The sequence below is a fragment of the Microvirgula curvata genome, assembly GCF_054781615.1.
The window spans coordinates 119,403-132,892 of record NZ_BAAGUB010000003.1 but is presented as its reverse complement, the minus strand read 5'-3'; the positions used below and the strand labels follow the sequence as shown (position 1 = coordinate 132,892).

The window sequence follows — 13,490 nt, the reverse complement described above, 5'->3', positions numbered from 1 at the left end:
CACATGTCGATATTCAAGTATCTGCTGCCGGGAGCGCTGGCGCTGGGCGCCGCCCTGCCGGCCATGGCACGCGGCGATGGCGGTCTGCGCTTTGTGCCGCAGACTGGCGGGCGCACTGGCGAGGTGGCCTGCGTGCTCGACCGGCGTACCGGTCTGCTCTGGGAGCGGAAGACCCGCTCCGGGCTGCGCGCGCGCGACCATGTGTATCTGCCGGTCGACAGCCGCCGCGGCGGCGAGGCCGGGCGCTGCGATGCGGCATTGCCCCGCTGCGATGCGCCGTCGTATGTGGCGGCGGTCAATGCCGCGCGGCTGTGCGGCCATGACGACTGGCGGCTGCCGGACGAGGACGAGCTGAAATCGCTGCTCGATCTGTCCCGTGTTGCCACCCGGCCGTCGCGGCCGGCCATCGACCGGCGGGCGTTTCCGGATGCGCTGCCGACCTTCTACTGGAGTTCGACCCTGCACCGGGTCGGCGGCGTGCGCGCCGTGTGGTTCGACGATACCCACCGCGAGCTGCCGGCCACCAGTCTGTTGCCGACGCGTGCCGGTGCCGTGCGGCTGGTGCGCGGGCAGCCGGCGGTCGTGCCGGCCCGCCGGTCCGGCCCGTCTGGCGCCTTCCTGCGGCCGCCAGCGGCCGCGGTGGGGGAGGATCTGCCGCCGTCGGCGGCGCAACTGGCGCAATGGCGGGCGCAGTACGCGCGCTACCGCCCGGGCGAGTCATGGCAGCCGGACTGGCCGCCGCCGCAGATCGATGCGTCGGTGCGCGACGGCTTCGCCGATCTGGGCCTGCTGCCCCCCGTGCCGTTCCCGGCCGACAATCCGTACTCTCCGCAGAAGGTCGAACTCGGGCGTCGGCTGTTCTTCGATCCGCAACTGTCGCGCAACGGGCAGGTGTCCTGCGCCAGCTGTCACAATCCGGCCACCGGCTGGACCGACCGGCGCGCGGTCTCGCTGGGCCATCTCGGCCAGCGTGGCGAGCGCAATTCGATGAGCATCCTGAACAGTGCCTATGCCACGTCGCTGTTCTGGGACGGCCGGGCGGGCTCGCTGGAAGCGCAGGCGCTGGGACCGATCAGCAATCCGCTGGAAATGCACCAGCCGCTCGCGCGTGCAGTCGCCCGCATCGCGGCACAGCCAGGGTATGCGCCGCTGTTTGCGGCGGCCTTTGGTGATGCGCGGGTCGATACGCTGCGCATGGCACGGGCGCTGGCGACGTTCGAGCGCACGCTGATCAGCCATGACAGCGCCTTCGACCGTTTCCTGAAGGGCGAGCGCATGGCGCTTGATGACCGGGCGCTGTGGGGGCTGCATCTGTACCGGACCAAGGCGCGCTGCATCAACTGCCACAATGGGGCACTGCTGTCCGACAACCGTTTCCACAGCAACGGCCTGCATTATTTCGGCCGCGAACTCGAGGACCTTGGCCGTTACGCCGTGACCGGTGACCCGGCTGGCCGGGGCAAATTCCGTACGCCGTCACTGCGCGACATCCTGCTGACCGGTCCGTACATGCATAACGGGCTGTTTCCGCTGACCGAGAACCTGGGGGTGATCGCCATGTACGATGCCGGTATGGTGCAGACGGCCGCCAGCCGGCCCGATCTGCCGCAGGCGGCGCCCGAGCTGAGGCCGCTGGGGCTGACGCTGCGGGAGAAACAGGCGCTGCATGCATTCCTGCAGGCGGTCAGCGGCGAAGCCAGGACCGGGCCGGCCACACCGGCCGAGATGGGGCTGGAGCCGGTGTCGGCGCGGCGCTGAGGGTCAGTCGCGCATGGCCAGGACGGCCGCACGGGCGAGAAAGCCCGTGCGGCTTTCGTGGTGTGCCCTGGCATAGCGGTCGATCAGGGTCAGTACGCGCCGGGGCAGGCAAGTTGGTGGATTTCGCTGTTTCTACCGATGGCCGTCTTCCTGTGCGGTCAGGGGCTGCCCGGCAGCGCCACCGGCTTCGGCGATCCAGCGGCGCTTCTCGGCCGGGCTGAAGCGCTTGATGGCGTACTCGGCTTTCAGGGCGTCGGACTTGCTGTCGAAGGCGACGACCAGCGCGATGCGTTCGGGGGGATGCAGGCGGGTATAGCGGGCCCCCTTGCCGGCCGCGTGCATCGCATAGCGGCGCTCGACATCGGTGGTGATGCCGGTATACAGGCTGCCGCCGCGGCATTCGAGCAGGTACAGGTACCAGTTCATGGCAAGGGATGGCCCATAACGTGAAACGCCGTGAACCAATGGTTCACGGCGTTGAATCTGGCTCCCCGACCTGGGCTCGAACCAGGGACCTACGGATTAACAGTCCGGCGCTCTACCAACTGAGCTATCGGGGAATTGATGGAGGCGAACTATACGGTTTCCTTATTGAAGCGTCAAGCGTTTCTTCAGGAATTCAGAACGTCCGGACCGGAATGGCCGGCCTTGCCGGCACTTTTCCCTTTTCCATCATCCACTAAGCGGTTTAAAGCGTGCACAGCTTGCCACGGAAGTCCGCCAGGCACTGGTAACCCTTGCGCTGCATGATCGCCACCAGCTCCTGATTGAGACGGGTGAACAGGCCGGCGCCTTCTTCCCACAACCGGGTACCGACCTGAACGGCACTTGCGCCGCAGAGTATGTGCTGGAATACCTGCTCACCGGCTCCGATGCCGCCGCAGCCGATAATCTGCTTGTCCGGGCACAGCCGATAGAACGTATTGACGTTGGCCAATGCCGTTGGCAATACATAATCGCCGCCAATGCCGCCCAGCCCGTTCTTGGGCTTGATCAGCACGGTCTCGCTGTCGGTGTCCACCACCAGCCCATTGCCGATCGAATTGATGCAGGTAAGGAACTTCAGACGTTCAAAGCGATTGAAGATTTCCGCCGCCATTTCAAAGTGGCTGATATCGAAATACGGGGGCAATTTGACGCCGAACGGAATGTCCATCGCCGCGTGGATGGCGGTCAGCGCCGTGGCCATGTCGTCAAAGCTGTAGCCGAGTTGCGGTTTGCCCGGCACGTTCGGGCAGGAGAGATTCACCTCCGGCAGCAGCGGGCGTTTCAGGCGCTGGAACGCGTCGAGCATGTGCAGATTGTCCGCCAGGCTCAGTCCGGAAATCGAGATGAACAGCGGCTTGTCGGTGTAATCGTAATGGGCGGCGTAGTCGAGATAATAGCGATAGCCGTGGTTGGGCAGGCCCATCGAATTGATGCTGCCGAATGGCGTGGCGGCGTAACGCGGCTCGGGATTGCCGTCGCGGGCCTCCAGCGTGCAGCTTTTGCTGACCAGTGCGCCGGCATCGCTGTGGCGTACGGCTTCAAGCTCCGTAGTCTCCCTGCACATCACGCCGGACGCGTTGTATACCGGGCTGCGCATGCGCTGGTCGAGGATGTGGGTGGAGATATCGGTCACGGGCAGGCTCCTGCGTCGAAGGGAAAAGGGCACTATGCGCGAATTTTCCGCTGCCGGTGTTGTGACCGGTCAAGCGCTATTCGTGCATGGATTCTCATTATGCAGCTGGTCTTGAAATGACCGGATAATGTGCCCATTCGTGTTGTGCTGAAAAAACGAAAGCGGCAGATTTCTCTGCCGCTTTCGGAAGGCAATGGCCAGGCTCAGATGGCCAGGTCTTCCAGCGTCTTGCCGCTTTGCAGCAGTTCTTCAACCCAGCGCGGCTTGCGGCCACGGCCGGTCCAGGTTTGTGACGGGTCGGCCGGGTGGCGGTATTTGGCTTCAACCGGCTTGCGGGTGGTGGTAGCCACCTTGCCCAGCACTTCGTCGAGTTCCAGACCGTAGGTCTTGGCCAGTTCGAGAATCTGTTTGCGGGCCTTGCTCTTTTCTTCGGATTCGCGACGCTTGATTTCGAACTCGATCTGCGCCTTCAGCGTCAGGAGTTCGGTGTATTCCATGTTTTGGAAGTCCATTGTGTTCTGCCTTTTTGTGCGGGTGAATCGGAAACTTGCTTCACGTTAGCGAAACAGGTTTCTGTTTGTCAAGAAACACCCCGGAAAATAATAGTTTTTGCCGACTTTGAAAAGACCCCCGGGGTCATTTGCGGGCTGATATTTGTCAATTTTTTGTAAATCGGTCGGCGGAAGGATTGCCCGCCCGATTAAAAGGGGTATTTCTTACGTGCCGATGAACGAACGGACACTTGTGCAGATGAATTTTCGGCGCATCGTCACGGAACTTGCCGGGCAGAAGACGCCGGGTATTTTCAGCCCGGCATGATGAACCGTTGCTTATAGCAGTTCGCTGCCAAAGCGACACTGGTCGGAATCCAGATATTCCGCCAATGCCGTTGCCGACATCGGTTTTGCCAGCAGATAACCCTGGCCAAAATGGCAGCCCTGCTGTTGCAGCCACTGGATCTGGCGGGGCGTTTCTATCCCTTCGGCAATCAGGGTCAGGCCGAGTTCCCGGGCCAGCAGCAGGCTGGCGCGAGCCACATTTTCCGCCAGCGGGTCACTGTCGAGCCGGCCGACCAGCTGCCGGTCGAGTTTGACCGCCTGCACCGGCAGCCGGCGCAGGGCTTCCAGCGCCAGGTGGCCGAGGCCGAAGTCGTCGATGGCCAGTTCGATGCCGAGCGCGCCCAGCGCCGCCAGCGCACCGTCCGGGCGCGCCTGCGGGCCGCTCAGTGCCGCGCTGTCGACTTCCACGGTCAGCAGCCCGGGCGGGAAGCCGGTACGCGTCAGTACCTGGCGCATGGTGTCCGGCAACCCGGGGTCGGCGAACTGGCCCACCGACAGGTTGATCGACAGCCGCAGCGGCCGTTCCCTGCCGTCGTTGATGCGGGACAGGGCCGTGCAGGCGATGTCGCTGACGTAGCGGTTCAGCTGCGGCATCAGCCCGCTGCGCTGTGCCAGCGGCAGGAAGATTGCCGGCGACAGCATGCCGTGCTGCGGATGATCCCAGCGCAGCAGCGCCTCGACCGAAACCAGCCGGTTCCAGGTCAGGTCGAAGATTGGCTGGTAGAACACCGACAGCTCGGCGTTGCCGAGTGCCGTACGCAGTTCGGCGCACAGCCGGCTGTCGCCGCTTTCGCGGAGACCGAGTTCCGGCTGGTAGCGCTGGCTGATGCCGCCACCGCCCTGTTTGGCCAGCCGCTTGGCCAGTTGTGCCTTGTGCAGCAGGTCGAAGAAGTTTTCGGCATCGTCCGGGAACAGGGCGATGCCGGCCGAGACGGTGATCGGCAGCGAGACATTGTCGCAGGGGAACGGGGTCTGCCAGCTCTGCAGCGGGCGCATGGCCTGGGTCAGCACCGTGTCCGGTGCCGGATCGGTCATCAGCCAGGCAAAGCCGCGGCCGCTGGTGCGGGCCAGGTGTTCGCTCTGGCACAGCCGGCTCAGGCGCTCGGCCATTTCCACCAGCAGTGCATCGCCGACATTCTGGCCATGAATGGCATTCAGCTGGCCGAAGTGGTCGACGTCGGCCAGGACGACGGCAACGCGATGATTGTCCAGCCGCGCCCGCTCCAGTACCCGCTCGCCGAGGCTCAGGAAGGCACCACGGTTGTTCAGCCCGGTCAGCAGGTCGAAATGACTGAGCCGGTGCAGCTGGTCCTGGGTGCGCAGGCGTTCGGTGACATCGCGCGCGGTGGAAATGTAGTGGGTGATCTGACCGTTTTCGTCGGTCAGCGGCGTGATGGTTTTCTCTTCACTGTACAGCTCGCCGTTTTTCCGGCGATTGATGAAGATGGCCTTGAATACCCGTCCGGCGCGCAGCTGTGCCCACAACTGGGCGTAGAAAGCGGCGCTCATGCGGCCGGAACGCAGCAGCGAGGCGGTACGGCCGAGGGTTTCCCGCTTGCTGAAGCCGGTGATGCGCTCGAAGGCGGCATTCACATAAGTGATGATGCCATTGGCGTCGGTAATCATTACCGAGTCGACGCACTGTTCCAGCGCGCACAGCAGTATCTGGGTCTGGGCCGGTGGCGGCTCGGACCTGGCGGGTTGCAGGAAGGACGGATACAGCGAAAACCACTTCACGGGAGGACCTCGGTGTCCCGCCGGGGAGGCATTCTCCGTTGCACGGTCGGGCGCCGCGATTGTGGCATTAGTCGTCCTGCGCTGACAATTGATCCGCATCGCCGGTTCGCACCGGCATTACGAATGCTTATCTGTCAGCGCCGTGATTTACGCTACCGGATAGGGCAGGGTGCCGGCCGTCAGCGCCGGTCCGTCCGGGGCGCCGAGATGCACCCCGGATGCCCAGGCCGACAGCTGCGCGACCGCCAGTACTTCGCTGCCACCGTGTGCGGCCGGCACCGATTGCACGATCTTGCCGATCGACTGCTCGCCGGTTTCCGCCGCGTACAGGTCCTGGCCGGCGCTGGCATCGGCATCGACATGGGCACGCAGCATGCGCCGCTTGACCTTGCCGATGTACTGGGTGCGGGCGACGATTTCCTGGCCCGGATAGCAGCCCTTCTTGAAATTGACCGCGCCAAGCAGCTCCATATTGGTCATCTGCGGCACGAAGGCTTCCTGGGTGGCCAGGCTGATCCACGGGGTGCCGGTGGCGATGTCGTGCCAGTCCCACGCGGCTTCGCCGGTCGCTTGCGAACCGGCTTCCTGCAGCGCATGCCAGACGTCCGCCGCCCGGTCTTCCGCGACCATGACGACAAAGCGCTCGCCCGGCAGGCGGATGACTTCGCCACCGTCGAAGGCGGTCAGGCTGAAATCGGCGGCCGGTGCGGGGGCAATGACGCCGGCACGGCGGGCGGCGTGCTCGCCGGCGATGCCGAGCAGGACCTGTCCGGCCAGCGGGGCATGGCTGACCTTGCTGCGCAGGATGAACATGCCGAGACGGCGGTCGATGGCGCTGGCGAGATCTGCGGCCAGCAGCAGCCGGTAGCGGCCGTCGCGCTGCCAGATCAGGAAACTGGCCAGCATGCGGCCCTTGGCGGTCGAGTAGCTGGACAGCTGGGCGCTGGTCGCGTCGACCTGACGTACATCGCTGGAAAACTGGCTTTGCAGGAAGGCCTGCGCATCGTCGCCGGCAAAATCGAGCACGGCGAACCGGGTCAGCGGCGTGACGGTCGGCGCGTGTGCCGCTGCCAGCCCGCTGTCGGCGCGCGCGTCGCGGCCGGCGAAGGCACTGACATGACCATCGGTAACGACCGCGCCTTGCGCGGCCAGGAATTCGAGCCAGGATGCATTCATGCTGAGAGATTCTCCATTGGGCGCGGCGGTATCGATCGTGCCGTGCGATGTACTGGCGGACAAGATGGGGACGGCAGGCCGGGTCGACAAGTAAAAAAATGCCGGCGTGTCCCGAAAGGGGCACGCCGGCATGCGGTTCGCGAACGGAACCGGCGCGAACCGGCTCCCGTTCCCCGGGCTTACATCGACTCGAGCACTTCGATGCCGAGCAGGTCCAGACCGGTACGCAGCGTTTCCGCCGTGATCCGGGCCAGCTTCAGGCGGCTGGCGCGCACGGCGCCTTCGCTCTTCAGTACCGGGCAGGCTTCGTAGAAGCGCATGAAGTGGGTGGCAACCTGGTACAGGTAACCACATAGCACGTGCGGCAGGCAGTCGTCGGCCACGGCATTCAGCGTGTCGCCAAACTGTGCCAGTACCAGGGCGAGCTGTTTCTCGGCCGGTTCGTTCAGTTGCAGCGGTGCGCTGGCGTCAAAGGCGCCGGCCTTGCGGAAGATGCTGGCCACGCGGGTGTAGGCATACTGCAGGTACGGGGCGGTATTGCCCTCGAACGCCAGCATCAGGTCCCAGTTGAAGATGTAGTCGCTGTTGCGGTTCTTCGACAGGTCGGCGTACTTGACCGCGCCGATGCCGACCGCGTGGGCGATCTTGCGGCGTTCGGCTTCCGCCAGGTCCGGGTTCTTTTCGCTGACCAGGGCAAAGGCGCGTTCTTCGGCCTCGTCCAGCAGCTCGATCAGCTTGACCGTGCCACCGGTGCGGGTCTTGAACGGCTTGCCGTCGTCACCCATCATCGTGCCGAAGCCGACGTGCTCCAGCGACATGCCGGCCGGGGCGAAGCCGGCCTTGCGGCAGATGCTGAACATCTGCTGGAAGTGCTGGCTCTGGCGCGCATCGACCACGTAGATCACGCGGTCGAGGTGCAGCGTCTTGTGGCGGTAGCGCACGGCACCGATATCGGTGGTGGTGTACAGGAAGCCGCCGTCCTTCTTCTGCACGATGACGCCCATCGGTTCGCCGTCGTGGTTCTTGAATTCGTTCAGGTACACGACCTGGGCGCCGTTGTCTTCGGTCAGCAGGCCGGCATCGTGCAGTTCCTGGACGATGATCGGCAGGTCGTCGTTGTAGGACGATTCGCCGCGCACGTCGTCGCGGGTCAGACCGACGCCAAGCTTGCGGTAGACCGCCTCGCAATGCTTCAGCGACACGTCGACGAACTGTCTCCACAGTGCCAGCACGTCAGCGTCACCGCCCTGCAGGCGCACCACGTAGTCGCGGGCGCGATCGGCGAAGTCTGCGTCTTCGTCAAAGCGGATCTTGGCCTTGCGGTAGAAGCCTTCCAGGTCGTTCAGTTCCAGCGCGGCATTGCCGGCCTGCTGGGTTTCCACCAGGTAGGCAGTCAGCATGCCGAACTGGGTGCCCCAGTCGCCGACGTGGTTGCCACGCACCAGGTCATGGCCGAGATAGTCGACCACGCGGGCCAGCGTGTCGCCGATGATGGTCGAGCGCAGGTGGCCGACGTGCATTTCCTTGGCCAGGTTCGGCGACGAGTATTCGACCATCACGCGTTTGGTCGGCTGCTGCGGTTCGACGCCGAGCTTCGGCTGTTCGAGTACATGGTCCAGGCGCGATGCCAGGAAGGCCGGATCCAGCGTGATGTTGATGAAGCCCGGTCCGGCGATGTCGACCTTGCTGGCAATGCCGGTCAGGTCGAGCTTGTCGATGACTTTCTGCGCCAGCTCTCGCGGATTCATCTTCAGCTGTTTGGCCGCGGACATCACGCCGTTGGCCTGGTAATCGCCGAACTCTGGTCGGCTTGCGGGTTGCAGTAGCGGCTGGGCGTCGGGGACACCGGCGGCGGCGAGCGCGGCGGCGAGCTTGTCTTGCAGAAGATGTTGCAGCGTCATCTTGCGGATTCCGTAGTGAGGGGCGCGGTAAAAAAGCTGCAAATAACAGCCAAAGCAGCATTGATGCCGGCAAATGCAGAAAAGTACCGCTTGATTGTATGTCCGGGCCCCCCGCCCCGGCAACGCTGGATATCCGGAACTTCCCGAAAGGGAAAGGAAAAACCGCCATGAAGGCGGTTGCGGACTGCTTGCAAGGGTGGGGACCGGCGGTTGCCGTGGCGTCGGTGCCCCCGGCCGATGGCAGGGTGTCAGCGCGTCAGCGCGCGTCGGCGGCGGCGGCGCTGAATTCGTCGAAGGCGGCGATGGCGTTGGCCGAGTACATCAGCGACGGCCCGCCGCCCATGTAGACCGCCATGCCGAGGGCTTCCTCGACTTCGGCCTTGCTGGCACCCAGCCTGACCAGCGCCTGGGTATGGAAGCCGATGCAACCGTCGCAGCGCGCGGCGACGCCGAGTGCGAGGGCGATCAGTTCCTTGGTCTTGTGGTCCAGTGCGCCGTCGCGGGTGGCGGCGCGGCCGAGATCGCCGAAGCCTTTCATCAGCTCGGGCAGATCGCTGCGCAGCGCGGACAGGTTCTGGGTAAGGGTCCGGGTCAGATCACGGTAATCGGTGCTGTTCATGTGGATTTACTCCGCTTTCTTGCAGGTTTTGCCGCTGCAGCAACTGCCGCAGGTGTTCAGACCGAGCAGCCGGTAGGCAAAGCAGAAACGGAATACGCCGCTGGCCAGGACCAGCAGGCCGATCCAGCCCCAGGCGCCAATCCAGCCGAGTGCCGTGGCGGCGATCAGCGCCAGGCCGGCGATGATGCGAAGGATGCGGTCGGGACCGCCCACATTGGCTTGCATGTTGTTCTCCGGGTTAACAATACACGTACAAATATAATAACAAATAACATTATATTATCAAGCATATTGTTTTCCGGCCGGGTCGAGCCGGGACTGCGCGCTAGCGGAGGGCGGCCATGAGTTCGACCACCCAGTCGATAAAGGCCCGCAGCCGTGCGTTGCTGTGCCTGGTGCGATGAAAAGCCACATGTATGGGCATGGGGTCGACGTGCCAGCCCTCGAACAGACGCTGCAGCCGGCCCTCGCCGACTGCCTGGCGGGCCATGTAGTCGGGCAGCAGGACGACGCCCAGCCCGGCCAGGCCGGCCGCCAGATAGGCATTGCCATCATTGAGCGCCAGGGCGTAGTGGCCGCGCACGGGGATGCACTCGTTCCCGCGCCGCAGCGCATAAGGCTGCGGCAGATTGCGGTACTCCCACAGAAAACCGACCAGGCTGTGCTCCGGCCCCGCCAGCTGGCCCGGGTGCGCGGGCATCCCCTTGCGGGCCAGATAAGACGGCGCCGCGTATACCGACATCTGCAGATCCCCGACATGCCGGGCGATCAGGGACTGGTCGGTGACGGGCCCACCGCGCACCACGCAATCAATGCTCTCGTCGAGCAGATCGGCCATGCGATCGCCGGCACCCATGTGCAGCTCGATGCCGGGATAGCGTTCAAAAAACGCCGGCAGCGCAGGCACCAGCACCATGCTGGCCAGCGGCCCGGGTACGTCGACGCGCAGCCGGCCCGCGGGCGTGCCCAGCGCCTGCGGAAGATCCGCCTCGGCCCGGTCCAGATCGGCCAGCAACTGGACCACGCGCTCATAGTAAATACTGCCGGCCGGGGTCAGTCCGACCTTGCGCGTGGTGCGGTGAAGCAGGCTCACGCGCAGCCGCGCCTCCAGTTGCTGGACCAGCTGGGTGGCCGTGGTCCGGCTGATGTGCAGGGCATCCGCTGCCCTGGTGAAGCTGCCGGTCTCCACGACCCTGGCAAAAGCCTGCATGGCGTCGAAACGGTCCAATGGCGCGCTCCCTCTCTGTCGATTGTTTGAATTTTACAAACAGCGCTGGGGAGTATTGCCTGTTTATCGCGGTCTGGCCCTCGCGGATAGTGGCGGCTCCTGTCACTTCGTGGTCGAGACTTTCATGAGCAATGTTCGCCAGGTCGTTTTTCCCGCCGGCCGTCAGGCCTTGTACGAGAAAAACCGCTATTCGCCCGCCATCCGCGCCAACGGCTTTCTTTTCGTGTCCGGCCAGGTCGGCAGCCGCGAGGACGGCTCGCCCGAGCCCGGTCTGGAAGCACAGATCCGCCGGGCGTTTGACAATCTCAACGCCATCCTGTCAGCCGCAGGCTGCAGCTTTGATCATGTCATCGATGTCACGCTGTTTATCGTCAACCCCGAGGCCGTGCTCGATACCCTGTGGAAGGTCCTGCCCGATTACTGGGGGGAGGCGCCCCATCCTGCACTCACCGCCGTGGGCGTTACCTGGCTGTACGGCTTTGATCTCGAGATCAAGGTGGTGGCCAGACTGCCCGGGGCCAGGCCGTAGCGAGGATGCCTGTGCCCGCACGCCTTGACTCGCAGGGCGTTGCCTCATGACCGTTGCCCCGCAATGCAAAGGGCGGCAAGGACGCCCCCCCTCTGTCCTGCGCACTTGCGTGCGCAAAACAGGGAGCAGAATCCTTGCCGCCCGGATGCTGTCCGGATCAGTGTTCGCCGTGGGCGTCGGCCGCGGGGGCCTCACTGGTGGTCGCTTCGATCTTGACGTCGACCCTGACATCGCCGGCGCGCTTGAAGTGCAGTGTCAGCGGGAACGATTCGCCGGCCAGCAGCGGCTTTTTCAGGCCGATCAGCATGATGTGGTAGCTGCCGGGTTGCAGTGCCACGCGCTGGCCCGGTTCGACGCTCACGCCATCGACCCGGCGCATCTTCAGCACGCCGTTGTCGTTGATATGGTTGTGGATTTCGACCCGGTCGGCGACATCGCCGTCGGCACCCTGCAGCGTGTCGGCGCTCTTGCCCTTGTTCTGCAGCGTCAGGTAGGCCGCGCCGGTCTTGACCGGGCCCGGTGTGGCGCGGGCCCACGGGTGGCCGATGGCGACGTCGCCGGCGGTATAGCTGTGGGCGAAGGCGGTGCTCGACAGCAGCAACAGGGCAGCGGATACAAAGGTCTTCATTGGGGTGTCCTTGCAGAACGGGGTAAAGGGGGAGAAATCAGCGGCTGTTGTCGAGCCGGAACAGAATGGGGACGCGGACCCAGCCGGCGACCGGCTGACCTTGCGACATCGCCGGCTCGAAACGCCAGCGGTGGACGGCGTCAGTCGCGGCGCGGTCGAGGCGCGGGAAGCCGCTGGAGGTGTCGATGTCGATGCTCTCCGGCCGTCCTGCCGCATTGACGCGGACCTTGAGAATGACGCGGCCTTCTTCGCCGAGGCTGCGCGATGCTGCCGGATAGGTTGGCGGTCGATTGCTGTACATCGAGCTGATGATTCTGGCTTCGTGCGGGCCGTCGCCGCCGCTGTCCTGCGTGCCGTGCCGGCCCTGACCGCCACTGGCGGTTGCGCTGCCGTCGGCCGTGGCGCTGCTGCTGTCCGGCGCGGCACTCGCTGCTGCCGGCGGACTGGCCGGTGTAGCCGGTGCCGCGGTCGGTGCGGGCGGCTGCGGGCGGGTTTTCCGGGTGATGTCGGCCGGGGCGTCAGCTTGTTCGCGAGTGGGGATGCTGTGCGCCGGTGCGGTTGCGGCGGCCGGTCGGGCCTGTGGTGCCGGTGGTGCCGACGCCGGGGGGGCCTCGACCGGGGTGGCGACCGCCGGGGTGTACAGCATGGCCTGCAGCGGTCGCGGCGGGATTGGCGCACGCTCGACCACCCACACGCCGGCCAGTGCCGCGAGAACGGCAATATGGGCAAGCGATACGGCAGCGGGAATCAGGGGGCGGGACATCAGCATGGCGGCGCCAGTTTACCTGCGGCGGGCGGGCTGCGGGGGGCATGACGGTGGCGTGCGGCAATCCGTCGCAGGATGCTTGATGGTGATCAGGTGCCAGCGTTGTCCAGCCGCTGCCAGACCTGCCAGCGCTCGCGACCGCTGAAGATCGGCAGGCCGGTACCGCTCGGGCGATCGTCGATGCGGCGGAAGCCGGGTTCGAGCAATTGCTGCAGCCGGGTGTCGTGCAGGCCGAACGGCGGCCCCTTCGGCGTGTCGGCATGGAAGAAGTAACCGGCCAGCAGGCCGCCGGGACGGATCAGGCGCGCCATCTGTGTACCCCAGTCTGCCCAGGTGCGCGGCGGCAGCGCGCACAGCAGGGCCCGCTCGTAAACCCAGTCGTACGGCGGCTCGTCCAGCGCAAAGAAGTCGGCCTCGCGCAGCAGGCTGTCGTTGCCGATGACCTGGCGCGCCACGGCGATGGCGGCGGGGCTGAAGTCGATGGCGCTGACGGCGTGGCCGCGTTCGGCCAGCCAGCGTACCTCGTAGCCGCTGCCGCAGCCGGGCACCAGCACCCGGCCACGCGGCTGTTCTTCGGCAAAGGCGGCAAACTCGACCGGCACCTGGCCCGCGTCCCACGGCGTGACGCCCTGCTGGTAGCGGGTATCCCAGAAGTCGGCAAGCGAGCTGTCCTGTGCCATGGCTTTCT

15 protein-coding genes and 1 tRNA gene are annotated in these 13,490 nt (G+C 65.3%); 2 read left to right on the top strand and 14 right to left on the bottom strand.

The annotated features are described in order from the left end of the window. Window positions 1-3: 3 nt before the first annotated feature. Window positions 4-1,758 (top strand): cytochrome c peroxidase, encoded by a 1,755-nt coding sequence (locus ACYVG8_RS00855; RefSeq protein ID WP_460744906.1) that lies wholly within the window; start codon window positions 4-6, stop codon window positions 1,756-1,758. Between the two features lie 3 nt (window positions 1,759-1,761). On the opposite strand, the gene ACYVG8_RS00850 is transcribed toward ACYVG8_RS00855, so the two are convergent. From ACYVG8_RS00850 to ACYVG8_RS00800, 11 genes are all read right to left on the bottom strand, one after another. After that, window positions 1,762-1,866 (bottom strand): type II toxin-antitoxin system HicB family antitoxin, encoded by a 105-nt coding sequence (locus ACYVG8_RS00850; RefSeq protein ID WP_107890327.1) that lies wholly within the window; start codon window positions 1,864-1,866, stop codon window positions 1,762-1,764. A 24-nt stretch (window positions 1,867-1,890) separates the two neighbouring features. Next, complete coding sequence (locus ACYVG8_RS00845) at window positions 1,891-2,184, bottom strand: GIY-YIG nuclease family protein (RefSeq protein ID WP_028497717.1); 294 nt, start codon at window positions 2,182-2,184, stop codon at window positions 1,891-1,893. 58 nt (window positions 2,185-2,242) lie between these two features. Further along, window positions 2,243-2,318 (bottom strand) — tRNA-Asn (locus ACYVG8_RS00840). A 128-nt stretch (window positions 2,319-2,446) separates the two neighbouring features. Next, window positions 2,447-3,379, bottom strand: a complete 933-nt coding sequence (locus ACYVG8_RS00835; protein WP_107889427.1) for a dihydroorotate oxidase — start codon at window positions 3,377-3,379, stop codon at window positions 2,447-2,449. Window positions 3,380-3,582: 203 nt separating this feature from the next. Then, entirely contained in the window at window positions 3,583-3,876 is a 294-nt protein-coding gene (locus ACYVG8_RS00830) for an H-NS histone family protein (protein ID WP_308417874.1), read from the bottom strand. Between the two features lie 333 nt (window positions 3,877-4,209). Continuing rightward, window positions 4,210-5,955, bottom strand: a complete 1,746-nt coding sequence (locus ACYVG8_RS00825) for a putative bifunctional diguanylate cyclase/phosphodiesterase (RefSeq protein ID WP_281661360.1) — start codon at window positions 5,953-5,955, stop codon at window positions 4,210-4,212. A 147-nt stretch (window positions 5,956-6,102) separates the two neighbouring features. Further along, entirely contained in the window at window positions 6,103-7,131 is a 1,029-nt protein-coding gene (gene ygfZ / locus ACYVG8_RS00820; RefSeq protein WP_281661359.1) for a CAF17-like 4Fe-4S cluster assembly/insertion protein YgfZ, read from the bottom strand. A gap of 179 nt (window positions 7,132-7,310) precedes the next feature. After that, window positions 7,311-9,032, bottom strand: coding sequence for an arginine--tRNA ligase (gene argS, locus ACYVG8_RS00815; protein WP_028497721.1), 1,722 nt, complete (start codon window positions 9,030-9,032; stop codon window positions 7,311-7,313). 256 nt (window positions 9,033-9,288) lie between these two features. Next, a complete protein-coding gene (locus tag ACYVG8_RS00810) occupies window positions 9,289-9,651 on the bottom strand; it encodes a carboxymuconolactone decarboxylase family protein (protein ID WP_107889429.1) in 363 nt (120 codons plus the stop codon). A gap of 6 nt (window positions 9,652-9,657) precedes the next feature. Further along, a complete protein-coding gene (locus tag ACYVG8_RS00805; RefSeq protein ID WP_028497723.1) occupies window positions 9,658-9,876 on the bottom strand; it encodes a YgaP family membrane protein in 219 nt (72 codons plus the stop codon). Window positions 9,877-9,976: 100 nt separating this feature from the next. Beyond that, the gene (locus ACYVG8_RS00800) at window positions 9,977-10,879 is read right to left on the bottom strand and encodes a LysR family transcriptional regulator (RefSeq protein WP_460744905.1); all 903 of its coding nucleotides are present in this window, start codon (window positions 10,877-10,879) and stop codon (window positions 9,977-9,979) included. Window positions 10,880-11,003: 124 nt separating this feature from the next. On the opposite strand from ACYVG8_RS00800, the gene ACYVG8_RS00795 reads away from it, so the two are divergent. Then, on the top strand, window positions 11,004-11,408 hold the full coding sequence (locus tag ACYVG8_RS00795; RefSeq protein ID WP_028497725.1) for a RidA family protein: 405 nt from the start codon (window positions 11,004-11,006) through the stop codon (window positions 11,406-11,408). A gap of 157 nt (window positions 11,409-11,565) precedes the next feature. Here ACYVG8_RS00795 and ACYVG8_RS00790 read toward each other — a convergent pair whose 3' ends face one another. The 3 genes from ACYVG8_RS00790 to ACYVG8_RS00780 all read right to left on the bottom strand — a co-directional run bounded on the left by ACYVG8_RS00790 (window position 11,566) and on the right by ACYVG8_RS00780 (window position 13,482). Beyond that, window positions 11,566-12,036, bottom strand: coding sequence for a copper chaperone PCu(A)C (locus ACYVG8_RS00790; RefSeq protein WP_028497726.1), 471 nt, complete (start codon window positions 12,034-12,036; stop codon window positions 11,566-11,568). 37 nt (window positions 12,037-12,073) lie between these two features. Beyond that, a complete protein-coding gene (locus tag ACYVG8_RS00785; protein ID WP_460744904.1) occupies window positions 12,074-12,799 on the bottom strand; it encodes an energy transducer TonB in 726 nt (241 codons plus the stop codon). 92 nt (window positions 12,800-12,891) lie between these two features. Continuing rightward, window positions 12,892-13,482, bottom strand: coding sequence for a methyltransferase domain-containing protein (locus tag ACYVG8_RS00780; protein WP_460744903.1), 591 nt, complete (start codon window positions 13,480-13,482; stop codon window positions 12,892-12,894). Window positions 13,483-13,490 lie beyond the last annotated feature (8 nt).

Coding starts and splice junctions, on each gene's coding strand:
- ACYVG8_RS00790 (WP_028497726.1), bottom strand. CDS start 12,036: ATGAAGACCTTTGTATCCGCTGCCCTGTTGCTGCTGTCGAGCACCGCC.
- ACYVG8_RS00810 (WP_107889429.1), bottom strand. CDS start 9,651: ATGAACAGCACCGATTACCGTGATCTGACCCGGACCCTTACCCAGAAC.
- ACYVG8_RS00785 (WP_460744904.1), bottom strand. CDS start 12,799: ATGTCCCGCCCCCTGATTCCCGCTGCCGTATCGCTTGCCCATATTGCC.
- ACYVG8_RS00845 (WP_028497717.1), bottom strand. CDS start 2,184: ATGAACTGGTACCTGTACCTGCTCGAATGCCGCGGCGGCAGCCTGTAT.
- ACYVG8_RS00795 (WP_028497725.1), top strand. CDS start 11,004: ATGAGCAATGTTCGCCAGGTCGTTTTTCCCGCCGGCCGTCAGGCCTTG.
- ACYVG8_RS00855 (WP_460744906.1), top strand. CDS start 4: ATGTCGATATTCAAGTATCTGCTGCCGGGAGCGCTGGCGCTGGGCGCC.
- argS (WP_028497721.1), bottom strand. CDS start 9,032: ATGACGCTGCAACATCTTCTGCAAGACAAGCTCGCCGCCGCGCTCGCC.
- ACYVG8_RS00830 (WP_308417874.1), bottom strand. CDS start 3,876: ATGGAATACACCGAACTCCTGACGCTGAAGGCGCAGATCGAGTTCGAA.
- ygfZ (WP_281661359.1), bottom strand. CDS start 7,131: ATGAATGCATCCTGGCTCGAATTCCTGGCCGCGCAAGGCGCGGTCGTT.
- ACYVG8_RS00780 (WP_460744903.1), bottom strand. CDS start 13,482: ATGGCACAGGACAGCTCGCTTGCCGACTTCTGGGATACCCGCTACCAG.
- ACYVG8_RS00805 (WP_028497723.1), bottom strand. CDS start 9,876: ATGCAAGCCAATGTGGGCGGTCCCGACCGCATCCTTCGCATCATCGCC.